Annotated in this window: 23 protein-coding genes; 9 read left to right on the top strand and 14 right to left on the bottom strand. The window is 41.9% G+C overall.

All coding sequences use genetic code 11. The annotated features are described in order from the left end of the window. Positions 1 to 34 precede the first annotated feature (34 nt). Together GBI16_RS11315 and dkgB are read right to left on the bottom strand one after the other, a co-directional pair. Complete coding sequence (locus tag GBI16_RS11315; RefSeq protein WP_086207589.1) at positions 35 to 1,204, bottom strand: MFS transporter; 1,170 nt, start codon at positions 1,202 to 1,204, stop codon at positions 35 to 37. A gap of 8 nt (positions 1,205 to 1,212) precedes the next feature. Further along, on the bottom strand, positions 1,213 to 2,019 hold the full coding sequence (dkgB, locus tag GBI16_RS11310; RefSeq protein WP_151707096.1) for a 2,5-didehydrogluconate reductase DkgB: 807 nt from the start codon (positions 2,017 to 2,019) through the stop codon (positions 1,213 to 1,215). Between the two features lie 110 nt (positions 2,020 to 2,129). Here dkgB and GBI16_RS11305 point away from each other — a divergent pair, with 110 nt between their 5' ends. Continuing rightward, the gene (locus GBI16_RS11305) at positions 2,130 to 3,020 is read left to right on the top strand and encodes a LysR family transcriptional regulator (RefSeq protein WP_010326969.1); all 891 of its coding nucleotides are present in this window, start codon (positions 2,130 to 2,132) and stop codon (positions 3,018 to 3,020) included. A 68-nt stretch (positions 3,021 to 3,088) separates the two neighbouring features. Here GBI16_RS11305 and GBI16_RS11300 read toward each other — a convergent pair whose 3' ends face one another. Then, positions 3,089 to 3,487, bottom strand: coding sequence for an internalin (locus GBI16_RS11300; RefSeq protein WP_119062816.1), 399 nt, complete (start codon positions 3,485 to 3,487; stop codon positions 3,089 to 3,091). 226 nt (positions 3,488 to 3,713) lie between these two features. On the opposite strand from GBI16_RS11300, the gene GBI16_RS11295 reads away from it, so the two are divergent. The 6 genes from GBI16_RS11295 to rodA all read left to right on the top strand — a co-directional run bounded on the left by GBI16_RS11295 (position 3,714) and on the right by rodA (position 9,932). After that, on the top strand, positions 3,714 to 5,354 hold the full coding sequence (locus GBI16_RS11295; protein ID WP_086208223.1) for a CTP synthase: 1,641 nt from the start codon (positions 3,714 to 3,716) through the stop codon (positions 5,352 to 5,354). A 31-nt stretch (positions 5,355 to 5,385) separates the two neighbouring features. Beyond that, on the top strand, positions 5,386 to 6,243 hold the full coding sequence (gene kdsA / locus GBI16_RS11290; protein WP_086207586.1) for a 3-deoxy-8-phosphooctulonate synthase: 858 nt from the start codon (positions 5,386 to 5,388) through the stop codon (positions 6,241 to 6,243). 60 nt (positions 6,244 to 6,303) lie between these two features. Further along, entirely contained in the window at positions 6,304 to 7,593 is a 1,290-nt protein-coding gene (eno, locus tag GBI16_RS11285; protein WP_110974122.1) for a phosphopyruvate hydratase, read from the top strand. Between the two features lie 7 nt (positions 7,594 to 7,600). Further along, positions 7,601 to 8,002, top strand: a complete 402-nt coding sequence (locus GBI16_RS11280) for a septum formation initiator family protein (RefSeq protein ID WP_086207584.1) — start codon at positions 7,601 to 7,603, stop codon at positions 8,000 to 8,002. Further along, on the top strand, positions 7,971 to 8,681 hold the full coding sequence (gene ispD, locus GBI16_RS11275) for a 2-C-methyl-D-erythritol 4-phosphate cytidylyltransferase (RefSeq protein WP_404814600.1): 711 nt from the start codon (positions 7,971 to 7,973) through the stop codon (positions 8,679 to 8,681). The genes GBI16_RS11280 and ispD overlap by 32 nt, the downstream gene beginning before the upstream one ends. 114 nt (positions 8,682 to 8,795) lie before the next feature. Next, positions 8,796 to 9,932, top strand: coding sequence for a rod shape-determining protein RodA (gene rodA, locus GBI16_RS11270; protein WP_086207582.1), 1,137 nt, complete (start codon positions 8,796 to 8,798; stop codon positions 9,930 to 9,932). Positions 9,933 to 10,023: 91 nt separating this feature from the next. Here rodA and GBI16_RS11265 read toward each other — a convergent pair whose 3' ends face one another. The 6 genes from GBI16_RS11265 to betI form a co-directional block, all read right to left on the bottom strand. Then, entirely contained in the window at positions 10,024 to 10,509 is a 486-nt protein-coding gene (locus GBI16_RS11265; protein WP_151707095.1) for a hypothetical protein, read from the bottom strand. Positions 10,510 to 10,565: 56 nt separating this feature from the next. Beyond that, positions 10,566 to 11,840 carry an MFS transporter gene (locus GBI16_RS11260; RefSeq protein ID WP_151707094.1) on the bottom strand — a complete coding sequence of 425 codons (1,275 nt, stop codon included), beginning with the start codon at positions 11,838 to 11,840 and terminating at the stop codon, positions 10,566 to 10,568. A gap of 74 nt (positions 11,841 to 11,914) precedes the next feature. Continuing rightward, positions 11,915 to 13,549, bottom strand: coding sequence for a malate dehydrogenase (quinone) (mqo, locus tag GBI16_RS11255; RefSeq protein ID WP_151707093.1), 1,635 nt, complete (start codon positions 13,547 to 13,549; stop codon positions 11,915 to 11,917). A 492-nt stretch (positions 13,550 to 14,041) separates the two neighbouring features. After that, entirely contained in the window at positions 14,042 to 15,706 is a 1,665-nt protein-coding gene (gene betA, locus GBI16_RS11250) for a choline dehydrogenase (protein WP_151707092.1), read from the bottom strand. Between the two features lie 111 nt (positions 15,707 to 15,817). Further along, a complete protein-coding gene (betB, locus tag GBI16_RS11245; protein WP_151707091.1) occupies positions 15,818 to 17,296 on the bottom strand; it encodes a betaine-aldehyde dehydrogenase in 1,479 nt (492 codons plus the stop codon). Beyond that, positions 17,289 to 17,915, bottom strand: a complete 627-nt coding sequence (gene betI, locus GBI16_RS11240; protein ID WP_086207576.1) for a transcriptional regulator BetI — start codon at positions 17,913 to 17,915, stop codon at positions 17,289 to 17,291. Before betI ends, betB begins: the two co-directional genes overlap by 8 nt. A gap of 536 nt (positions 17,916 to 18,451) precedes the next feature. On the opposite strand from betI, the gene GBI16_RS11235 reads away from it, so the two are divergent. Next, the gene (locus tag GBI16_RS11235) at positions 18,452 to 20,512 is read left to right on the top strand and encodes a choline transporter (protein ID WP_086207575.1); all 2,061 of its coding nucleotides are present in this window, start codon (positions 18,452 to 18,454) and stop codon (positions 20,510 to 20,512) included. Between the two features lie 12 nt (positions 20,513 to 20,524). Then, positions 20,525 to 21,139 (top strand): MarC family protein, encoded by a 615-nt coding sequence (locus GBI16_RS11230; RefSeq protein WP_086207574.1) that lies wholly within the window; start codon positions 20,525 to 20,527, stop codon positions 21,137 to 21,139. Positions 21,140 to 21,187: 48 nt separating this feature from the next. Here GBI16_RS11230 and GBI16_RS11225 read toward each other — a convergent pair whose 3' ends face one another. The 5 genes from GBI16_RS11225 to cydP are packed head-to-tail and all read right to left on the bottom strand — an operon-like array spanning position 21,188 to position 24,533. Then, complete coding sequence (locus GBI16_RS11225; protein ID WP_086207573.1) at positions 21,188 to 21,490, bottom strand: cyd operon YbgE family protein; 303 nt, start codon at positions 21,488 to 21,490, stop codon at positions 21,188 to 21,190. 3 nt (positions 21,491 to 21,493) lie between these two features. After that, entirely contained in the window at positions 21,494 to 21,595 is a 102-nt protein-coding gene (gene cydX / locus GBI16_RS11220; RefSeq protein ID WP_002120988.1) for a cytochrome bd-I oxidase subunit CydX, read from the bottom strand. Between the two features lie 24 nt (positions 21,596 to 21,619). Further along, on the bottom strand, positions 21,620 to 22,765 hold the full coding sequence (gene cydB, locus GBI16_RS11215; RefSeq protein ID WP_151707090.1) for a cytochrome d ubiquinol oxidase subunit II: 1,146 nt from the start codon (positions 22,763 to 22,765) through the stop codon (positions 21,620 to 21,622). Beyond that, complete coding sequence (locus tag GBI16_RS11210) at positions 22,762 to 24,342, bottom strand: cytochrome ubiquinol oxidase subunit I (RefSeq protein WP_086207571.1); 1,581 nt, start codon at positions 24,340 to 24,342, stop codon at positions 22,762 to 22,764. Before GBI16_RS11210 ends, cydB begins: the two co-directional genes overlap by 4 nt. After that, entirely contained in the window at positions 24,342 to 24,533 is a 192-nt protein-coding gene (gene cydP / locus GBI16_RS11205) for a cytochrome oxidase putative small subunit CydP (RefSeq protein WP_086207570.1), read from the bottom strand. The genes GBI16_RS11210 and cydP overlap by 1 nt, the downstream gene beginning before the upstream one ends. Positions 24,534 to 24,644 lie beyond the last annotated feature (111 nt).

The raw sequence follows: 24,644 nt of genomic DNA, 5'->3' as shown, positions 1-24,644 counted from the left end.
TAGGTCTTTTTGATTGGTTCAGCAGTGTAATGGCTTAAAGGGCTTCACAGGTTTTCTTGCTGAGACCGAACCTCATCTGTAGCAAAACCAAGATCAAGGCCATAAAGCTGAGCGCGGCACCTGTATATGAAACTGCTGCATAGCTGAGTTGCAGACTCAGTACCGTTGCACCTGCAAAGGCACCTAAGGCATTACCTAAGTTAAACGCACCAATGTTGACTGAAGAGGCGAGTCCAGGCGCATCTTCTGCGACCGACATGACGCGCATTTGCAGTGGCGGTACAACCGCAAATGCCGCCGCACCCCAAATCACCAAGCCAATCGCTGCACCAGTAGTTGTTTGCGCTAGTACAGGGAAAATAAGCATCATCAGCATTAACAGGACAAGGAAGCCTATCAGGGTTTTCTCTAAGGATAGATCGGCAAACTTTCCGCCAAAATGGTTACCAATCGAGAAACCGATCCCGATTAAAACCAACATCAATGTGATGGTTTGTGGTGATGCATGCATAAATACGTGTAGGCTCGGAGCAATGTAGGTATACAACGCAAACATGGCGCCCGCGCTCATGACCGTGGTTAGTAAGGCAAGTAGAACAGGCGCACGCGTTAAAACACGCAATTCTTTTGCCACATTCGGTTTAACCACATCGTGATCTTGTGGAAGCGCTTTCCATAGTGCCAACATGGTCATGATGCCTAAGATTGAAATTGCAGTAAAAGCCACGCGCCAACTGGTATTTTGACTGAGCCACGTTGCAAGTGGGACACCGCCAATATTGGCAATAGTGAGGCCCATAAACATCATAGCGACCGCACTGGCTTGTTTGTCTTTAGGCACTACACTTGAGGCTACGACTGAACCTAAACCGAAGAATGCGCCATGGTTTAAACTGGTCATTAAACGTGCTCCCATCAGGCTTATATAATCAGGCGCAACGGTTGCCAACACATTTCCGATCGTAAAAATTGCCATCAATAGGATTAAAGCTGTTTTCTTAGGAAAGCGTGCCAGCCATAAGGTCATGAGCGGAGCCCCAATCATGACGCCTACTGCATAGGCACTAATCAGCAGTCCAGCTTGTGGAATTGAAACGGACAAATCATTGGCAATTTCAGGCAAAAAGCCCATGGGTGAAAACTCGGTGGTTCCAATGGCAAAAGCACCCACTGCAAGCGCCAAAAGCGGAAAATTAATTTTCATAGCGATGCTCAATCCCAAATGGGAGCTAATCCTTCAGGATTCACTTCACGTTGATTTCGATCTAATTGCGTAATTGCTATCATTTCTTCAGTCGAGAGTTGAATCTCTTGTGCCTTTAAGTTGGACATCAAGTGTTCGCGTTTGGTTGAAGAGGGTATGACTGCAAAACCACGTTGTAATGCCCAAGCTAAGCTAATTTGCGCAGTGGATACCTGATGTTGTTGCGCGATCTGCATTAGAATTGGATCATGCAAAACCTTACCGTAAGCCAGTGTCATATATGAAGTGACATCAATGTTTTGGGCTTGGAGAAAATCAACCAACTTATGGTTTTGTAGATAGGGGCTGAGTTCAATTTGGTTGGTTGCGATATTTTCTAACCCAATACTCTCTATTGTCTGTTGCGTCAGCTCAATATTGAAGTTAGAAATACCAATGTGTTCGGTCAAACCTTGTTGTTTTGCTTCCAATAAATTCTGCATGAGTTCTGCAATATTTACACCTGTACTTGGGGCAGGCCAGTGGATCAAGGTTAGATTCACTGCATCGGTTTTTAGTTTATGCAAACTTTCTTTTAAGCTTGGAATCAATTTTTCTGCTGAATAATTTTCCGTCCAAATTTTTGTGGTGAGAAAAAGATCTTGACGATTGATACCACTCAGCGCAATAGCTTGACCAACTTCGGCTTCATTACCATAGATTTGTGCAGTATCGACTGCGCGATAACCGACTTCTAGTGCAGTTTTCACAGACTGAATGACGGTATCACCTGTTAAACGGAAAGTGCCTACGCCGAATTGAGGAACGATATTCATTTTTTACTCGATAACTTGTTTCATGGAATGAGGCCATTTTGTAGAAAAAGGTCTTGCTTAAAAACTGGGTAATTTGCAAAATATTATTGACTAATAATCAATAATTGAACATGAAATCAACCATAGAAGAATTAACGGCTTTTGTGAGCATTGTTGATAGTGGTTCTATTGTCAAAGCTGCGCAGCAGTTGGATCAAACCACATCGGGTGTTAGCCGTGCCTTGCAACGTTTAGAGTCGAAGTTGAATGTGACTTTGCTGGAGCGAACGACACGGAAGCTCAAGCTGACTTATGAAGGGCAGCAGTTCCTGCTAAAGGCGCGTAAGATTTTACTTGATCTGACCGAAGCTGAAGAGAGTCTGCAAAATACTGATGCGGAGGCGTCTGGTTTAATTCGGATTGATTCAGCAACGCCTTTTGTACTGCATGTGATTGTGCCGCTGATTGAGGAGTTTATGCAGCGTCATCCAAAAATTGATATAGAAATTACCAATCATGATCAGGTCATAGACTTACTTGAACATAAAACCGATGTCGCGATTCGGTTTGGTGAGTTGGCAGATTCAAGCTTACATGCCAAGCTGCTTTGTAAAAGTCGTTTATATATAGTGGCAAGCCCTGAATATATCCAAAAACAAGGAATGCCGAAAAAGACCGTAGAATTAAGCTCACATACTTTGCTTGGTTTTAGCCAACCTGCACATTTAAATACGTGGCCTATTCAGCTTGAGGATGAGCCGTTGACCATTCAGGCGAAAATAAAATGTTCCAATGGTGAAACAGTCCGTCAGTTGGCACTAGAGGGTGTGGGCATTGCTTGTTTATCACGTTTTATGGTTGAAAAAGATATTCAGGAAGGGCGTTTTGTCGCTTTATTTGAAAATGAAATAAAAATACATGAACAAAAAATACATGCGGTTTATTATCAGCAAAATTATGTCCCCAAACGTATTCGCTTGTTTATCGACTTTCTTGCAGAAAAATTAAAAGACTATTTATAAGTTATCAGGTAACAATAAAAAAACCCGATTGAGATCGGGTTTTTTTATGATCATCAGTATTGAGATGATTAGTTTTCTAAAGCTGGCGTCGCTGCTGCAATGGCAGCTGCAACTGCATCATCTTCAGTTTGTGTATTTGGGTTTGTATTGCTTGGGCGCGCTTGCGTTGGTTTTTCTTCAGCCTTTGGTGCCTCTGCTTTAGGTGCAGGCTCTGCTGTTGGAGCAGGTGCTGGTGTTTCACGACGTATTTCAGTGGTGGTATTCGGCGTTTCTTCGCGAATCACTTCAACTTGTGCTGGAATCTCAGGTTCTGATGCTTCTAAGGGTTGAAGTTCAACAGGTTGTTGTTGCTCTGTTGTTACTTCAACTTGTTCTTGTTCATCTTCTTTAGGTGCTTCTTTCTTTACACATGCTGTTAATAGTAAACCTGCTGCAATTGCACCACAAATTAAAAGTTTTTTATTCATAATTACACAAAATTGAGTGTTTGAGGGATTTCACTAGTATAACAGCAAAATGCAAGATGAAAATCCTATGAACTTAGCTTAATTTTATCTGCCAAATGCTGATAGAATATCCAATTGTTTATTGTTCTATGAATTGATGCGGATTGACTTTGCTTTATTGGTGCAAGGTAAAGTAAAATTGCGCAACATTGCAGGCCGAATTAGGCTCGATTGTACGAGAAACCCAATGACCCATTTTATTTTCGTGACTGGTGGTGTAGTTTCATCACTAGGTAAAGGTATTTCAGCTGCTTCAGTTGCTGCGCTTTTAGAAGCCCGTGGATTAAAAGTAACCATGGTAAAAATGGATCCATACATTAATGTCGATCCAGGGACTATGAGCCCATTCCAACATGGTGAAGTTTTTGTCACAGAGGATGGTGCAGAAACCGATTTAGACTTGGGTTATTACGAACGTTTCTTGCGTCGTGCGAAAATGACCAAGTTAAATAACTTTACTTCTGGTCGCGTATACCAAGACGTTTTAAATAAAGAACGCCGTGGTGACTACCTTGGTGGAACTGTTCAAGTTATTCCACACATTACAGACAACATCAAAGAGCGTGTACTTCGTGCCGGCGAAGGTTATGACGTTGCGATTGTTGAAATTGGCGGCACAGTAGGTGACATCGAATCTCTCCCATTCATGGAATCTGTACGTCAACTCATGGTTGAGCTAGGTCATAAGCGCACCATGCTTATGCACTTAACTTTGCTTCCATATATCAAATCTGCGGCAGAGTTGAAAACAAAACCAACGCAGCACTCGGTAAAAGAACTGCTATCAATTGGTATTCAACCCGACATTTTAATCTGTCGTACTGAACACGATGTTGATGCAGACACGACCCGTAAAATTGCTTTGTTTACCAACGTTGAAGCACGTGCAGTTGTGGTGTGTAAAGATGCGCGTAGCATTTACCAAATTCCACGTACCTTCTACGAACAAAATGTTGATGATTTAATTTGTGAACGTTTTGGTTTTAACGACTTGCCTGAAGCTGACTTGACGGACTGGGATAATGTCGTAGAGGCATTACTTAACCCTGAATACACTGTACGTGTTGCAATGGTGGGTAAATATGTTGAACTGCCAGATGCTTATAAGTCTGTCAATGAAGCACTATTACATGCAGGCATTCAGAATCGCGTTAAAGTGCAAATTGACTATGTCAATGCTGAAGAACTTGAAAGCCAAGATGTAAGCGAAGTATTAAAAGATATGGACGCAATCTTGGTGCCAGGTGGTTTTGGTGAGCGTGGTACTGAAGGGAAAATGCAAGCGATTAGATTCGCACGTGAAAACGGTGTTCCATTCTTAGGTATCTGTTTAGGTATGCAGTTGGCTGTGATTGAATATGCGCGCAATGTTGCTGGCATTAGTGATGCAACGTCTACTGAATTTAACCGTTCAACAAAATCTCCATTAATTGGTCTCATTACTGAATGGTTAGATGAGCGCGGCGAAGTTCAACAGCGTAATGTTGATTCTGACCTTGGTGGTACGATGCGTTTGGGTGCTCAAAAATCAGAATTGGTTGAAGGCACAAAAACACGTGAAGTGTATGGTTCAGCAGACATTATTGAGCGTCACCGTCACCGCTATGAGATGAATAACCGTTTTATTCCTGCGCTTGAAGAGGCTGGGATGAAAGTTTCTGGTTACTCACCAGTGCAGCACTTGGTAGAAACAGTTGAAATTCCTCAACATCCTTGGTTTATTGCTGTACAATTCCACCCAGAATTTACAAGTTCACCACGTGATGGACACCCATTATTTGCTAGTTTTATTGACGCTGCTAAAACACAGCATAAAAAAGCAAAGTAATCTGGGTTAATAAATAAACTAGGAAGTTTAAATGTCACAATTAAAACCACAAGAAATTGTACGTTTAGGCGATATACAAATGGCAAACCACTTGCCATTTGTACTATTCGGCGGCATGAATGTACTTGAGTCTAAAGACTTGGCTTTTGAAATTGCAGAGACTTATGTCGATATCTGTAAGCGTTTGGAGATTCCTTACGTATTTAAAGCGAGCTTTGATAAAGCCAACCGTTCGAGCTTGAACTCGTTTCGAGGTCCAGGCCTAGAAAAAGGAATTGAGTGGTTAGCTGACATTAAAAAACACTTCAATGTGCCTATCATTACAGATGTACATGAGCCTTACCAAGCTGCACCTGTAGCTGAAGTTGCAGACATTATCCAACTTCCTGCTTTTTTGAGTCGTCAGACTGATTTGGTTGAAGCGATGGCAAAAACAGATGCCATTATCAACATTAAAAAAGCACAATTTCTTGCACCACACGAAATGCGTCATATCTTGCATAAGTGTTTAGAGGCAGGAAATGACAAACTCATTATTTGTGAACGTGGTTCAGCATTTGGCTATAACAATTTGGTTGTAGACATGTTGGGCTTTGACATCATGAAAGAAATGAATGTCCCTGTGTTTTTTGATGTGACTCATGCGCTTCAAACACCAGGTGGTCGCTCGGATTCTGCGGGTGGTCGTCGTGCGCAAATCACGACGCTCGCTCGTGCAGGTATGGCAACAGGTCTAGCTGGTCTATTCTTGGAAGCACATCCAGATCCAGAAAAAGCCAAGTGTGATGGTCCATGTGCATTACGTATGTCTCAGCTTGAGCCATTCTTAGCACAACTCAAAGAATTGGATACCTTGGTTAAAGGTTTCAAAAAGTTAGATACACACTAAATTATAAACTCATTGGTGCTATCTAAAGCATCTCGTTATTAATCTACTGAGGAATTGTTCATGAGCCAAATCGTTGACATCCGTGCACGTGAAATTTTGGACTCTCGTGGTAACCCAACCATCGAAGCAGACGTAATCTTAGCATCTGGCGTAGTTGGCCGTGCATGTGCACCATCTGGTGCTTCAACTGGTTCTCGTGAAGCTTTAGAACTTCGTGATGGCGACAAAGCACGCTATTTGGGTAAGGGTGTTAAAAATGCGGTTAATAACGTAAACACTTTGATCCGTGATGCTCTAGTGGGTAAATCAGTATTTGAACAAAAAGACATCGACAACACGATGATCGCACTTGATGGTACTGAAAACAAAGAAAAATTGGGTGCAAATGCAACTTTAGCGGTATCGCTAGCTGCTGCACGTGCTGCTGCTGATGAAAAGAAAATTCCTCTTTTCCAATACATCGCAGACTTACGCGGTCAAACTACTTTGACTATGCCTGTACCAATGATGAACATCATCAATGGTGGTTCGCATGCAGATAACAACGTAGACATCCAAGAGTTCATGATTGAGCCTGTAGGTTTTACTTCATTCTCTGAAGCGCTTCGTGCGGGTGCGGAAATCTTCCATTCTCTAAAATCAGTTTTAAACAAAAAAGGTTTAAACACTGCTGTAGGCGATGAAGGTGGTTTTGCACCGAACTTACGTTCAAACGAAGAAGCGATCACTGTTATTCTTGAAGCGATTGGTCAAACTGGTTACAAAGCAGGTTCTGATATTATGCTTGCACTTGACTGTGCATCTTCAGAATTTTACAAAAATGGTCAGTACATCCTTGCTGGTGAAGGCAATAAAGCATTCACAAGCAACCAGTTCTCTGACTATTTAGCGGGCCTTGTAAACCAATATCCAATTATCTCTATTGAAGATGGTTTAGATGAGTCAGATTGGGAAGGTTGGTCTTACTTGACATCTATCCTTGGTGATAAAATCCAGTTGGTGGGTGATGACTTGTTCGTTACAAACCCAAAAATCCTTCAACGTGGTATTAATGAGAAAGTAGGTAACTCTATTTTAATCAAATACAACCAAATCGGTACGTTGACTGAAACTCTAGATGCAATCTACCTTGCGAAAGCAAATGGTTACTCTACAGTAATCTCTCACCGTTCTGGTGAAACTGAAGATTCTACTATTGCGGATCTTGCGGTAGGTACTGCTGCTGGTCAAATCAAGACAGGTTCACTTTGCCGTTCTGACCGCGTAGCGAAATACAACCAATTGCTTCGTATTGAAGAATTGACAAATGCTGCTTACCGCGGTAAAGCTGAGTTTAAAGGTTTAAACTAAGCGACTGATGTCAATGTTCAATGTATTCGACTCGTTGATGAGTAAAGTACTACTAGGCCTTGCGATCATTTTGATCGCAGGGTTTCAGTATTTATACTGGTTTGGTGAGGGTGGTTATCAAGACCATTTACAACTCACACAAAAAATCCAACAACAAACTGAAATTAATAACGACTTAAAAGAACGTAATCGTGTCTTGGCGGCAGAAGTGTATGATTTGAAGAATGGTATTGAGGCCATTGAAGAGCATGCGCGCTTAGACTTGGGTTTAATTAAACCGCGAGAAACGTTTATTCAAATGAGTACCATCAGTACTCAATATAAACCTGTTTATATTAATCCGAACGCCCAAATTGATTTGCGGACCAATGAAGACGATGAGCCTGAACTCCCTCCAGCTACCCCATAAATTGTGGGCGATTATTCCTGCTGCAGGTTCTGGAAGTCGTTTCTCTAAATCAGAACTGAAACAATACCAAATGATTGGTCAAAAAACTGTGCTTGAGCATACGGTTTCTCGTCTAAATCATTTACCTTTACAAGGCTATGTTTTGGCGATTGGTTCAGATGATGATGTCGCTCAAAGTTTGCCTTTTACCAATATGGAAAAAGCACATTTCTGTGAAGGTGGTGCTGAGCGTGTAAACTCGGTGCTCAATGCGCTCAATTATCTTTCCACAATCGCTAATGCTGACGACTGGGTCTTTGTGCATGATGCAGCACGTCCATGTGTAACGCAGGATTGTCTATGGCAACTGGTTGATACTGCTATTCAGTTCAATACAGGGGCGATTTTAGCGATTCCTGTTAGGGATACTTTAAAGCGAGTGGTCTCAGCGCAAAATATTCAAGAAACGATTGACCGTTCACAGCTTTGGCAGGCACAAACCCCACAGATTGCTAAACTGGGTGTTTTGAAGTCAGCCATTGAGCATGCACTTGCAGCAAATGCAGTCATTACCGACGAAGCTAGTGCTTTGGAGTTTGTAGGTCAACCAGTTCAAGTCGTACAAGGCCGTTCTGATAATATTAAAATTACCTATCCTGATGACCTAGAGCTTGCACGACTTATTTTAGCGGCACAATAAAAAAATAATTGGATTTATTGGGCGAAAACTACAGAAATATGGGTTTGAATGATGTTATCTAAAACACTTTAAACTTATAATTTGCCCTGTCTTTAGCTCATTCAAATTACGCAAATGATACCATCACAACAGTATCGTTTTTTACGTCAGTCTTTACGTGACGGCAGAAGCATTAAACATGACTCATCTCGTTGGGCTAAACTACATTTAGATCCATGGCTTTTATGTTTTCTTATTTTAAATGCCATTTTGGGCTTGCTGGTAATCTATAGTGCCTCAGCACAAGATATGGGTATGGTATTTCGCCAAGCCACCAGTTTTGCTGTAGGCTTCATTGTGATGATTATCTGTGCGCAAATTCCACCCAAAGTCTATCAGGCCATTAGTCCTTATTTTTTCATCTTCGCAGTGATTTTGATGGTACTGGTCTTGGTTGTGGGTGAAACTCGAATGGGAGCAAGGCGCTGGATCAGTCTGCCGGGTATAGGCAGTATGCAGCCTTCTGAGTTTATGAAGTTTGCTATGCCTTTAATGATGGCGTGGTACTTCGCAGGTCGTGCTTTTCCACCGAAGTTTATGCACATTGTGATTTCGTTGGGCATCATGATGTTGCCGTTTTTATTGGCTGCTTTGCAACCTGACTTAAACTTAGGTCTCTTGATTCCCGGAGTGTGTGTCATTTTCCTCAGTGGTATTTCTTGGCGTCTGATTGCTTTGGCCTGTGGTGCTTTGGCTGTTGCTACACCTTTGCTGTGGATGTTCTTTTTACAAGAATATCAGAAAAAGCGAGTGCTCACTTTATTTGATCCTGAGTCAGATGCATTGGGTGCGGGTTGGAATATTATCCAATCCAAGATTGCCATTGGTTCAGGTGGCTTAATGGGTAAGGGCTTCACTGAAGGTACACAGTCACATTTGGGATATTTGCCAGAGCATCATACCGATTTCATTATGTCGACCTATGCGGAAGAGTTTGGTTTTATTGGGGTGTTTTTGCTGTTTAGCTTATTTGCCGCAATTATTATTCGTTGTTTGATTATTGGGATGAATAGCTTTCATAATTTTGGTCGTTTATATGCAGGTGCTGTGGGCTTAACGTTCTTTTTCTTCGTATTGTTAAACTCGGGGATGGTGAGCGGAATTTTACCAGTAACAGGTGATCCTTTACCGTTGATGAGTTATGGTGGAACGGCGGTGATTACTATGTTGGCCAGTATGGGTATTGTAATGTCAATCCATACCCATCGCTAAAGTCTAAAAGAATCAAGCCAGCACTATTGCTGGCTTTTTTTGTATTTAAAACTTATGTCATACTGAGAAAACTAGGCTGTATTTTTAGGTTTTATAAAGCACCATACTGTTGCCATGTTTCGCCTGTATGCAAGCTATTATAGTAGTTTTGTAGAGTGTTCAAGTCATGGTATTGCGTATAAGCCAGTATAAACAGCCCAAAAAGTAAAGCCACCTTCAATAGATTTAAACGCAAATGTTGCTGTGAAAAATAGCCTAAGCTAAGTAGGGCGAGTATGACTGAGGGAAGAATCGCAATACTTTCATGCTGAAAAAGAAATGCCCAATGATGTAAATAAACCAGACATAAAATAAGTCCAATCAATCCCAAAACGTTATAGATCTTTTTATTTAATGATGCTTTAAAAACAAGGATGGTTTGAAAAATTAAAACCAGACCACTAAAAAGGTACGCGCTTTTTCCACCAATAATCACACTATAGATTGCATTAAATAGGCAATAAGCCAGCAACACGAATAGTACGAGAGAATAGAGTTTGGTATAGAGAGTGTGTGAAAAGGGGAGAATCAGTTTCATAATTTGCTCTATTGAAAACTCACATCGTATTAAAAGAGGATTTGAAGCTTAACATGCTATTCGCTTCTTGTGGCGGTAGCATGCTTTTTCCGTGTTGGAGATACTCTGAGTAAATGTCGCGTACGAGTTGAACTTAGACCACAAATCATTAAGCATAGTGTCCCACCAATAAGGACGGCTGGCACCACAGAAAAATAACGCGTCATCAGGCTCATGTGTAGTGCACCCAGCTGATTGCCTGAAGTCACTAAGATGCCATTTAAAGCTGCTACACGCCCTAATAGTGCTTTCGGTGGGAGCTGTTGTAATAAGGTTTGGCGAATGACCATGCTGATGCTATCAAAGGCGCCGATCAAAACAAGGAAGAAGACTGAGAGCCAAAGATGGGAGGATAGTGCGAAAGCTAAAGTGCACAAAGCAATGGCAAAACTACTATAGAGCATGTTTCTCCATGCATTTTGCATTGGAGAATAACAGGTCAGCACCAACATCATGATACAGGCACCCATCGCAGGTGCAGCTCTGAGTATGCCTAAGCCTTCAACGCCTAGATGCAGGATATCGTGTGCAAAAATAGGCAGCAAGATAATGACACTACAAAAAAGCATGGCGCTGAGATCCAGCAACATGCTCCAAAACATCAGTGGATGTTTAAAGATAAACACATAGGCCTCTTTTAAGCTTTTGCTTAAATGCTGTTTATGCGGGCTAGGGAATTGACGAGGACTTAATCCGAATAAGCAGATGCTACCCATGCAGCATAAGAAAAAAACAATAAAGAGGGTTTTTTCAAGCCCAAGTTGGCCGAGTAAAAGTCCTGCACATAAGGGTGCTAAAATGCCTCCCATTTGCCAAATGAGTGCCGTCCAAGTGGCTGCATTGCTATAGGCTGACTCTGGGGTGAGAAACGGGCGTAATGAATTAAATGATGGGCTGTAAATGCCTCTAAGTATGCCTAAGCAAAAGATGAGGCTATAAATGCCACATAAAAGTGTATTTTGTTGAATATGCTGTTGTTGGTACTGAGAAAAAAGAACAATAAATAATAATGGAATTAGAGTGCTACAGCTAAAACTCCACTGCACAATTTTTTGTCGGTTATAGCGGTCAGCCCAGTCGCCACTAATCAGGGAGAGGCAAATGAACGGCAGTAACTCAATTAAGGCAATCATGCCAAGGCTCAGTGGATTCTGAGTGAGTTGGTAAACGCTATAGGCAATGACGACTTCTTGAATCATGATGGCTAGAATTAAGCACAACTGATTGACACTCAGAAGTGAAAAATCACGTGAACGAAAAGCCAAAAAAGCGTCGGAATGGAAAAGCGACATAAACAGAATAATTTCAAATATGAATTAAAAAAAAGGATGGCGCAAAGTCCATCCTTCTTAGGGTTTAAAGCAGATTACTGTGCTTTTGCTACCGCAGCAGTTTCGTCATTTGCAGCTTTTGCCATAGGTGTGTATTTCAAACCTAGGGTTGTACTGGTGTATTGGCGAACTTGGTCAAGAAGCACAGGATTGGTGCTGAGCTCTTGTTGGTACGATTTTACAATTTCATGTAATTTCGGATTCCATTTACCTGCTACTTGCTGAGGGAATGCTTTCTCAAGCAAGCTCAACATAATATAAGGAGAAGTCGAAGCGCCAGGGGATGCACCTAATAGGGCAGTAACAGCACCGTCCTGTGATGCAAAAATCTCGGTACCAAATTGCAAGCTTGCAGGTTTGCCTGGTTCTTTCTTAATGATTTGAACACGTTGACCACCTTGATTCATGCGCCAGTCTTCTGGTTTTGCATCAGGATAGTATTTTCTTAATTCATTAAAACGGTCTTCATCGGTCATCATGACTTGGCTAACTAAGTATTTCACCAAATCAAGATTTTCCATACCCACAGCAGTCATGGGTAAAACGTTGTTCTTAGTGGTTGATTTCAATAAATCAAGCTGAGAACCTTGTTTTAAGAACTTGTTTGAATAAGTCGCAAATGGGCCAAACAACACATATTTTTTACCGTCGATATAACGTGTATCAATATGTGGAACAGACATTGGAGGTGCGCCTAATTCAGCACGACCATAAACTTTTGCAGTATGGCCTTCGGTGACTTTCGGGTTGTCGGTCATTAAGAACACGCCACCTACAGGGAAGCCAGCATATTGCTTCGCTTCTGGTAAGCCTGTCATTTGTAAAAGTTTAACCGCTGCACCGCCTGCACCAATAAAGACAAAGCGCGTTTTCACATGATCTGTTTTACCTGTAGTGAGGTTTTTAAATGCAACAGTCCACGTTTTATCATCGTTTTGGCTAATGCCAGTCACTTCAGTCGATGTTTGTAGCTGGAAGTTAGATTGTTTTTTAAGGTGATCGACCAATTGAGTGGTGATTGAACCATAGTTCACATCCGAACCTACATCCATGCGTGTTGCAGCTACTTTCTGTGCAGCATCACGGCCATTCATCACCAAAGGTGCCCATTGTTTAATTTCAGCAGGATTTTCAGAGAATTTCATGCCATAAAACATTGGGTTTTTAACCATTGCAGCATAACGTTTTTCGAGGAAATTCACGTTATCGCCCCAAACGAAAGCAATGTGCGGTACAGGGTTGATGAAACTATTGGGTTGTCCCAAAACACCTTCTTTGACTTGATAAGACCAGAACTGTTTTGCAACTTCAAATTGTTCAGCCACTTTTACAGCTTTGGTAATGTCCATTTTCCCATCTTTTTCAGAGGTATAGTTCATTTCCATAAAGCCAGAGTGACCTGTGCCTGCATTGTTGAAGCCATTAGAGCTTTCTTGTGCAACTTTGTCTAGGCGTTCATACATGCGAATTTGCCAGTTTGGCTCAAGTTCACTAAGGTATGTGCCTAGGGTTGCACTCATGATGCCACCACCAACTAAGACTGCGTCAACAACAGGCTCGTTGCTGGTGGTTTGAATTTTTTTAGACGTGACGGGTCTAAATAAGAAAATTACGACTGCAATAATAAGCAGTACGATCAATACCAAAAGGTATTTTAAAAATTTGTTCATGCGATTATGACCTTGGGGACAGGTTTTGGATCGCTTTATAGCGAAGAGAAAATAACAATTATGGTGATAGAGATGCTTGTAAAAAATTAGCTTGGCAGAATTGAAGTAATACTTAAAAGCTCAAGCAGCCAAAGATTAACTTTTTAAGCTATCACGCATTTTTGATTTATGGGTATTTTAGACTAAATATGTATTGACTTAGTAATTTTTATTGTAAATGAGTTCGGTTAAATTATAAATATCAGTGATGTTTGTTTTTATTCATTGTTTTTATTGAGTTTTATTTAGGTGTAATTTCTGTATTTAAAATACAGATGTTGAATATCTATACAAGAGTCCAATTTTTTTAACGTTTAAATGTATAAGTTGAGTTGGAAAGTAAGTCCTAAAAATAAAGTAAGTTGTGATTATGTTGTTTTAGAAAATATGAATAATTGCCTGACCTTATTATCCTAAAGCTAAATAAAAGGTCAGGTTTTACACCATTAAGATTTATGCGATTTCGGCGCGATAAAATGGAGCAGTTGAACGTGGTAAAGCTTGGTGACCACGTATTTGATCCGCGATTTTTTCAGCCATCATAATGGTGGTTGCATTTAAGTTACCTGTGATAATGAGCGGCATAATCGACGCATCAACAACACGTAAATTTTGCATCCCATGTACACGACCTTGTCCATCGACTACCGCCATATCATCTTCCCCCATTTTACAACTACAGGATGGATGATAAGCCGTTTCAGCATGATTACGTACAAACTCGTCCAATTCAGCGTCGGTTTGTATCTCTTTTCCAGGGCTGATTTCTTCGCCTCGATAAGGATCAAGCGCAGGTTGTTGCATGATTTCTCGAGTAATACGGATGGCATCACGAAATTCCTGCCAGTCTTGTTCGGTCGACATGTAGTTAAATAAAATACTTGGATGGTCGAAAGGATTCTTAGAGGTCACATGTACTCGACCGCGTGAAGGCGAGCGCATCGAACCGACATGGGCTTGGAAGCCATGTTCTTTGACGGCATTGCTGCCATTATAGTTAATTGCAACAGGCAAAAAGTGATATTGAATATTTGGCCAAGCAAACTCTTTAGATGATCGAATAAAGCCGCCTGCCTCAAACTGGTTGCTTGCTCCAATCCCAGTACCGTTAAATAGCCACTCTGCACCAATCGCAGGTTGGTTTTGCCATTTTAAGGCAGGGTAGAGAGAAACAGGTTGCATGCACTTATATTGTAAGTACATTTCTAAATGATCTTGCAGGTTTTCACCTACACCCGGTAAGTCGTGTACAACTGGAATGTCGAGAGATTGAAGTAAGGTGCTTGAACCCACACCTGAACGTTGCAAAATTTGCGGTGATGCAATCGCTCCAGCACAAAGTAGAACTTCCTTATTAGCGTAGACCTGAAGCAAGTTGTTTTGATTCGCTCCTTGAATATATTCAACACCAATTGCTTGTTTGCCATTAAACAAAATTTGATTGGTCATGGCATGGGTAGTAATAGTTAGATTCGCGCGACCTTTGGCCATATCCAAATAGCCACGTGCGGTGCTTGAACGTCGACCTTTGGGGGTTACGGTTCGATCCATTGGGCCGAAACCTTCTTGTTGATAACCATTTAAATCATCGGTGCGTGGATAGCCTGCTTGCACACCCGCTTCAACCATGGCGTGGAATAAAACGTTATTGTCTGCTTTAGGCGTGGCAACAGAAACAGGGCCAGCATCACCATGATAATCATTGCCACCAATATCACGGGTTTCAGCCTTTTTGTAGTAAGGAAGACAGTCCGCATAGCTCCAGTCTTCAAGACCTTTAAGGGTTGACCACTGTTCTAAATCCATGGCATTTCCACGGATATAACACATGCCATTAATGAGGGACGAACCGCCTAAGCCTTTACCGCGTCCACATTCCATACGACGGTTGTTCATGTGGGGTTCTGGGTCGGTTAAATATGCCCAGTTATAACGACGCCCTTGCAAAGGATAGGCCAAAGCAGCGGGCATTTGGGTGCGAAAGTCGAGACGATAATCAGGTCCACCCGCTTCGAGTAAGAGTACCGAAACATCTGGGTCTTCGGTTAGGCGAGCAGCCAGTACATTACCTGCAGAACCTGCGCCAATAATAATATAATCGTAGTGTTGAGAATGCATAATGATCCTTTTTCTATGGCAGGGCCACGTTGCATGAGAACGTGGCCACATGTTGAGTTGAGGATGAAAAGAGAATAAATAAAATGGATTAAGGATTTAGATAGTTAAAATTCAGACTTTAAAAATACTTTGGTATTCGCCCAGTTCAACTTGAACCGATTTGATGCGGGTATAGTGTTCAAGTGTGGTGATGCCATTTTCACGTCCAACGCCCGATTGTTTATAACCACCTACAGGCATTTCAGCAGGGGATTCGCCCCAAGTATTGATCCAGCAAATGCCTGCCTCAAGCTGATGAATAATGCGATGCGCTTGGGAAATATCTTGTGTGACCACACCCGCAGCTAAACCATAACTGGTGTTGTTGGCACGTTGAATGGCTTCTTCAATACTGTCATAGCTTAAAATGCTCATAACTGGACCAAAGATTTCATCCTGCACAATGTGCATGTCGTCATGACAGTCGGTGAAAACGGTTGGTAATACATACGCACCTTGAGCAAGCGCTGCTTTGGTGGCACGTTGTCCACCCATCAATAAGGTTGCACCTTGTTGTTTGCCTGACTCAATATAAGACAAGACTTTTTCCATATGGGGAAAGCTGACTAAAGGTCCAAAGTTGGTTTCAGCTTGCATAGGGTCCCCCATACGGATACGTTTGACACGTGCAATAATGGCTTGTTCAAATGCAGTCTTGAGGGTTTGCGGTACAAACACACGGGTGCCATTGGTACACACTTGACCTGAACTAAAGAAGTTTGCCATCACCGCAATATCGGCTGCGCGGTCAAGGTTGGCGTCGGCACAAATAATCAGAGGTGATTTGCCACCGAGCTCCATGGTGACTTCTTTGAGACTAGAAGCCGCAGCACTGGCCATGACCTTTTTACCCGTTGCCACACCGCCTGTGAACGAAATTTTTTGAATGTCTGGGTGTCCAGTCAACCATTGACCGACGTCAGCACCAAAGCCTTGTACAACGTTGAAAACTCCAGCGGGTACGCCTGCTTCAGTATAAATCTCTGCTAGTTTTAAGGCTGTAAGCGGTGTCACTTCGCTGGGTTTAAAAATCATGGCATTCCCCGCAGCGAGGGCAGGAGCTGATTTCCAAAGTGCAATTTGAATGGGATAATTCCAAGCGCCAATGCCTGCGACTACACCTAAAGGTTCACGGCGCGTGTAGAAAAAACTACTTTCACGTAATGGCACTTGCTCACCTTGAATCGCAGTTGCAAGTCCCGCGTAGTATTCTAAAACGTCTGCACCAGTGACAATATCGACAGTAGAGGTTTCACTGAATGCTTTACCTGTATCGAGTGTTTCTAGGCGAGCTAACTCGTCATTACGAGCGCGTAAAATATCGACTGCACGACGTAAAATACGGGCACGTTCGACCGCAGTTTTGGCAGCCCATTCACGCTGTCCTTGTACAGCACTTTGCACGGCTGCATCGACATCAGCTTTGGATGCTTGTTGAATGGTGGCAATGACTTCACCTGTAGCAGGGTTGATACTGTCAAAGCTTTGACCACTGGTGGCATTGAAATATTGTCCGTGAATATAAAGCGAGTGAAGTTGTACATTACTCATTTTGTTGTTCCTGCCGTATCTGTTGAATTAAGCGAAGTTGCATATCGACATAGTCGTATGCAATAGAACGTGCCAAATCACGATCAAATGCTTGATGACCACTTAAACTTCCACGTAACCATAATCCATCAATCAGTGCTGCTAACCCTTTAGCTGCTTGGCTTGCCTGTGGTCTCGGCATGAGTTGCAAGAAATGAAACTTCAAATTTGAATAAAGACGTTGATCATTTATTCGTTGCAGGCGACCTAAGTCGGCTTGATGCATACTGGCAGACCAAAAATCTAGCCAAACCCGCATAGCAGTGTTGTTGACCTGACTGATGTCAAAGTTGGCATCAATAATGGCTTTGAGCAAATGTTCTGGATTGGGCTGCACGACCTTTGCCTTATAGCTTGCCGTGGTCTCGGCTAAGACATTGAGCATTTGGCGCATGCAGCTGTGAATAAGACCTTGTTTATCGCCAAAATAATGGCTCACAATGCCCGTAGAAAGCTGTGCTTTTTTCGCAATTTGAGCAATGGTGGTGTTGGATAAGCCTACTTCGTGAATGACTGCATAGGCAGCATTGATAATTTCTTCACGACGCTCATGCTCAGGTTTTACTCTACGTTTATTCATGACAATCCAGAACAATTTGCCTTAAATTTAAAGGCGTTAGATTCAATAACTTACATGGAAAGTATCATAGCATTTTTTTATGATACTTATTATTGATTGAACGTTCAATCAATAATAAGTACACTGGTGCTTAAATTCACAGCAAGCGTCAGCAATTTGGCGGTTTGGTTTTTAGCTAAATTTATATTTATCAGGTAGATAAATGGTATGAATAGCTGTAGTTTTATTTTGTGTAAATTTTAAGCAAATTACGGTTTTATACTTTTTAAGGATGGCAAAAGCTCATATAGTCATTTTGTGGGGAGAAAGATACAAGTTCCCTATTGGGATATAGATGAAAAGGGAACGGGTTTACATATTTTAATATGTACCAATAAACCGACCCAATAAATGATTTAGACCTGTGGGTTTAAAAGAGATAGCATTTTTATTGCATATAAAAATACTGTCGTTTTCGTTAGTCGATTTTTAAGCTCTCGACCACGAGAAGTTTAAAAATTGGCTTTTGTCTTTTTATTTACTTTCTTGAGGATTGTATGGCAACAGATAATCCAAGAGCAGTTGATGATCAAACATTAGCGCCTAAAGACCGTTTAAATGGTGTGGTCTTTTATATTTCAGCTCTCATTATTTTAATTTTTTCTCTTACCACCATTTTGTTTAATGACTTTGCCAATCGAACCTTAAATACGGTCTTGGCTTGGGTGAGCTCTACCTTTAGTTGGTACTACTTACTCGCAGCCACCCTATACATGGTGTTTGTGATTTTTATTGCCTGTTCACGCTATGGCAACATCAAATTAGGCCCCAAACATTCTAAGCCCGAATTTAGCCTTTTAAGTTGGTCTGCCATGTTGTTCTCAGCTGGGATCGGCATCGACTTGATGTTCTTCTCGGTGGCGGAACCTTTATCCCACTATATGCATCCACCTGTGGGTGAGGGGCAGACCCTAGAAGCGGCACGTCAAGGTATGGTGTGGACGCTATTTCACTATGGCCTCACTGGATGGTGTATGTATGCTTTGATTGGCATGGCATTAGGGTATTTTAGTTATCGTTATAATTTACCCCTGACCATTCGCTCAGCACTCTATCCAATTTTTGGGAAAAAGATTCATGGCCCAATCGGTCATAGTGTCGATACCGCTGCGGTGATCGGGACTATTTTTGGTATTGCGACCACCTGCGGGATTGGGGTGGTACAGTTGAACTATGGTTTACATGTGCTGTTTGACTTACCTGAGAACCTCTGGATGCAAGCGGCATTAATTGGGGTGGCGGTTGTCATGACCATTATCTCAGTGACGTCAGGAGTCAATAAAGGACTGCGTGTTCTCTCCGAGATCAATATCTATGTCTCTGTTGGGTTGATGCTGTTTATTTTGTTTTTAGGCAATACTGAATTTCTACTAAATGCTTTTGTGCAAAATATTGGGGATTACATTAACCGTTTTCCAAGTATGACATTGGAAAGTTTTGCCTTTCAACAACCCAAAGAATGGATGAACAGTTGGACCTTGTTTTTTTGGGCATGGTGGGTGGCTTGGTCTCCATTTGTAGGTTTGTTTTTAGCACGTATTTCGCGTGGGCGAACCATTCGTGAGTTTGTCAGCGGGACACTCATTATTCCTTTATTTTTCACACTCACGTGGTTATCAATATTTGGAAATAGTGCGCTACATAGTGTGATTTTTGATGGCAATTTAGCCCTTGCACAAAGTGTGATTGCGAATCCTGCACATGGTTTTTATGACTTGCTGGCACAGTATCCGTGGTTTCCGTTTATTGCAGGTGTAGCCACAATTACAGGCTTATTGTTTTATGTGACCTCGGCGGACTCTGGTGCACTGGTATTGGGTAATTTCACTACTCAATTTACCAATGTCGACCATGATGCACCACGCTGGTTGAGCGTATTCTGGGCTGTAGCCATTGGCTTATTGACCCTTGCCATGCTGATGGCTAATGGGATTACGGCACTGCAAAATGCCACTATCATTATGGGGTTGCCGTTCAGTTTTGTGATGTTCTTAGTGATGGCAGGTTTGTATAAGTCGTTACGGTTAGAAGACTATCGACAAGCCAGTAGCAGTTTAAATGCCGCACCCGTGGTGGGCAATGTCGACATCCTTAACTGGAAAAAACGCTTGTCCCGAGTCATGCACCATCCAGGAACAACCGATACTCGGCGTATGCTTGATGATATTTGCCGGCCTGCGGTAATGGCGGTTGCAGAGGAAATGCAAAAACGTGGTATCGACATCAGTGTTCAAGAAAGTGCGCTAGAAGAAGACCCAAATCTATATCATTTAGATTTGATGATTCATTTGGAAGAAGAACAAAACTTTGTCTATCAAATTTGGCCAGTACGTTATATCGCGCCGACTTTTAGTGAACGCGGAAAACTGGGTAAACGCTTCTATTACCGTCTTGAAACCTATTTGTATGAAGGCTCTCAAGGCAACGACCTAGTCGGTTATACCAAAGAGCAGGTGATTAATGATGTGCTGGATCGCTATGAACGCCACATGACCTTCTTACATATCAATCGAATCAGTCCGGGGAATCGTCCCTTATTTCCAGATCCTCAAGGATAATTAGGAGGAACCATGTTGACCTCATATTTACATGCTTTTGCTTTGTTCTTCTCATTGCTGAATCCGTTTTTAATGAGTATTTACATGATTGGCATGATTCGGAACTCCGAAGCCAAAGTGTTTAATAAGGCTTTGATTCAGGGTTGTCTCATTGCCTTTGTGGTATTTATGCTGTTTGCATGGGGCGGAGAAGCGATCTTTAGTAAATATTTAAATGTACGCTTTGAAGCCTTTCAAATATTTGGTGGTTTGATCTTCTTGGTGATTGGTTATCGCTACGTGTTTCAGGGGGCAGATACCATTGGTGAAATGCGTGGTGCACCTGAGCATTTGGCAGGAACCATTGCGATGCCTTTTATGATTGGTCCAGGTACGATCAGTGCTGCTGTGGTGACAGGTATATCTTTACCGATTGGTGGCGCAGCCATGATTATTTTCTTAACTTTAACGTTAACCTGCGCATTGATGATTTTAATGAAATTTGCACATGATCATTTGCGCTATAAGCATGCTAAATATATCGACCGTTATGTTGATATTGTAGGGCGACTTTCGGCTTTATTGATTGGAACCATCGCGGTCGATATGATTATCAATGGTATTACAGGTGTGATTGCAGATATGTAATTGTCATATGCAAATAAAAAAGCCCTCAATAAATGAAGGCTTTTTTATTTAACTGAAGAACCAAGTGTAATAACCCCAGAGCATCAGTGGCCACGATAGAAACGGGCTAAATAACCATTTCCAAATCCAGTGGCGTGGCACGAAGCCAACGCCGTGGATAAAGCCACCTGAAATACCAATCATGATATACATCAGTGCGCTGTGGCTATAGTGACCATTGTCATCCAACATAGCAGCAGGATGCACTAACAACACCGCTGCAAGTGGAAAGGCCAACAGGCAGGAAATTAGCATCGCAATTTTGTTCGGCTTTTTATCTACAGTTTGGTTTTCCATAGCAACGTCTGTCATGGTTTATTCCTCATCAAGGTCTTGATGATGTTCAATATATAAAGCACTCAATACGCCAGCAAAGCAAGCCATTAAAATGCCGAGAATCCATGCAAAATACCACATAATTTGATCTCCTTAGACACAACCTTAGTAAAGGCTGTGTGAATTCTCTTTAATGTGAGTGTTGGTAATAACACCCCACATTTTGTAGTAACACCAAGTGGTATAACACAAAATAAGTGGGACAAAGATACAGGCTGCAACGGTCATTACAGTCAACGTCGTTTTACTTGAAACTGCATCCCACATGGTCAAGCTTGCAACAGGGTTGATGCTTGATGGCATAAGGAATGGGAATAGTGCAAAACCAGCAGTCAAAATTGCACCAATAACAGCTAAGCTTGAACCTAAGAAACTTAAGCCCGCTTTATTTTTGCTTGCAGCAAGAACGACGATTAGACCACCTAAGATGCCTGCAATAGGTGCAATCATCGTGATTGGGTAAGTTGAATAGTTATTCATCCAACCTGGATTGGCATTGGTCACCACTTCTTTGGCTAATGGGTTAGCAACACCGTTGGTATCAAATGGCGCCACTAGGGTATAACCTTCGATCCCACCAAAATACAACCAAGCACCAGCACCTAAGAAACAGATGAGATAAACAATACCCATCAGTTTGGTTGCTTGTGCTGAACGGTTACGTAAGTCACCGTCAGTACGGAGCATAAGCCATGCACCGCCGTGGGCACACAGCATAGATAAACTGACTAGGCCGCAGACCAAAGCAAATGGGTTGAGTAGAGCAAAGAAGCTACCTGTGTAAGTCGAGCGTACTGTTTCATCTAAATTGAATGGAACACCCAAGAACATATTGCCAAAGGCTACGCCAAAGACTAACGCAGGCACAGCACCACCAACCGCTAAACCCCAGTCCCATGATGTACGCCATTTGGTATTTTGTAGTTTGGAGCGGTAGTCAAAGCCTACAGGTCGCAAGAATAGGGCAAACAGAACTAAAAGTAGCGCCCAATACATGCCTGAGAATGCGGTTGCATAAACCATAGGCCATGCTGCAAATAATGCACCACCCGCAGTAATGAACCAAACTTGGTTACCATCCCAGTGTGGAGCAATAGTGTTGATGGCTGCGCGACGTTCTTCATCTGTTTTGCCTACAAATGGCATGATCGCCATAGAGCCCATATCGAAGCCATCGGTGAGGGCAAAGCCAATCAACAGGATGCCGACTAAGACCCACCAGATAATTTTGAGTAATTCATATTCGATCATGCTTGAGTCTCCTCATTGCGAGCTGCTTCAAGTTTTTCAAAATGGTATTTACCTGTGTGAAGCGAACTTGGACCAAGACGTGAGAATTTGATCATTAAATACATTTCAATAATCAAAAGTACAGTATAGAACGCAGCTAAGGCAGCGATAGAACCCCATACATCACCTGTGCTTAAGCTTGATGCTGACAAGTGTGTAGGTAAAACCTCACCAATCGTCCAAGGCTGACGACCTACTTCAGCAACGTACCAACCTGTTTGCGCAGCAACCCATGGTAGAGGCAGAGCGAAAAGTGCAAATTTTAGTAGCCATGGTTTGTTCTCTGCATTGCGTTTTGCAACAGCAAAGGTTGCTAGGGCAAATAACAACAGCATTAAGAAACCAGATGCCACCATGGCACGGAATGCCCAGAATAAGCTTGGTACATGCGGAATTGTATCTTTTGCGGCAGCTTTAATTTGATCTTCAGATGCGTCTACAACATTTGGTGTATATTTTTTCAAAAGTAGACCGTAGCCTAAATCTTTTTGAGAATGTTCGAAGGCTGCTTGAAGTTCGGGTGATGTGTCACCTGCACGAAGCTTTTCTAGTTGAGAATATGCAACCATACCATTACGAATACGGACTTCATGCTGTGCGATTAAGTCTTTAATGCCTGTTACTTGTTTGTCCAAGGAGCGTGTCGCAATAATGCCCATCACATATGGAATTTTCACGGCATAATCTGTGGTCATTGTTTCTTTATTTGGAATACCAAACAAAGTAATGGATGCAGGTGCAGGGTGTGTATCCCATTCTGCTTCAATGGCAGCAAGTTTAGTCTTTTGTACATCACCAATTTCATAGCCTGATTCATCACCGAGTAAAATGACAGATAAGGTTGATGCCAAGCCAAAGATGGCTGCAATGGCAAATGAACGACGGGCAAAAGGAACGTCTCGTTTTTTCAGTAAGTAATAACTGGAAATAGCGAGAACGAAAATCGAACCAGTTACATAACCTGCAGATACAGTATGTACAAATTTAACTTGAGCAACGGGGTTGAAAATGAGGGCACCAAAATCGACTAGTTCCATACGCATGGTTTCGTAGTTAAATTTAGAACCAACAGGGTTTTGCATCCAGCCGTTAGCAACCAAAATCCAGAGGGCTGACATATTGGAGCCAAGTGCAACCAACCATGTCACACCCAAATGCTGGACTTTGGAAAGACGATCCCAACCAAAGAAGAATAGGCCAATAAAAGTGGACTCTAAGAAGAAAGCCATCAGGCCTTCGATTGCCAATGGTGCGCCAAAAATGTCGCCTACATAATGTGAGTAGTACGCCCAGTTTGTACCAAACTGGAACTCCATTGTTAAACCTGTTGTTACCCCAAGTGCAAAGTTAATGCCGAAGAGTTTTCCCCAGAATTTGGTCATGTCTTTATAAATTTCTTTGCCAGAAATCACATAAGTGGTTTCCATAATGGCAAGAATAAAAGCCATACCAATAGTAAGTGGAACAAAAATAAAGTGATACATCGCGGTCATAGCGAACTGGAACCGCGAGAGATCGACCACGCTTTCAGAAATCATCAACGTGTCTCCTTGATTGGGGATGGATTGCCAGCAATACGCTCAGCAACTTGATTGTCAAAATTTTTAGGAATCGTTGGGGCGTCGAACCAAATGTTCTTAATGACCATTAAAATAATCACTTTAATGATTAAAATGGCAATAATCTCTCTGGTGACTTTTTGATTGAGATTTTTGGGGACTAAGCTCATTTCATAAAGCCTATTTTTTTAACTTGCTTTATATTATTAAACAAAAACATACAAAAAATAAATAGCCTTTAAACTTAAATAAAAAATATATTATTAATTTGTTTATATACA

Origin of the sequence: Acinetobacter sp. TUM15064 (genome assembly GCF_008980265.1) — a bacterium.
Taxonomy (GTDB): domain Bacteria; phylum Pseudomonadota; class Gammaproteobacteria; order Pseudomonadales; family Moraxellaceae; genus Acinetobacter.
The sequence above is the reverse complement of the archived record's forward strand: the minus strand, read 5'-3'. Positions and strand labels throughout refer to the sequence as shown.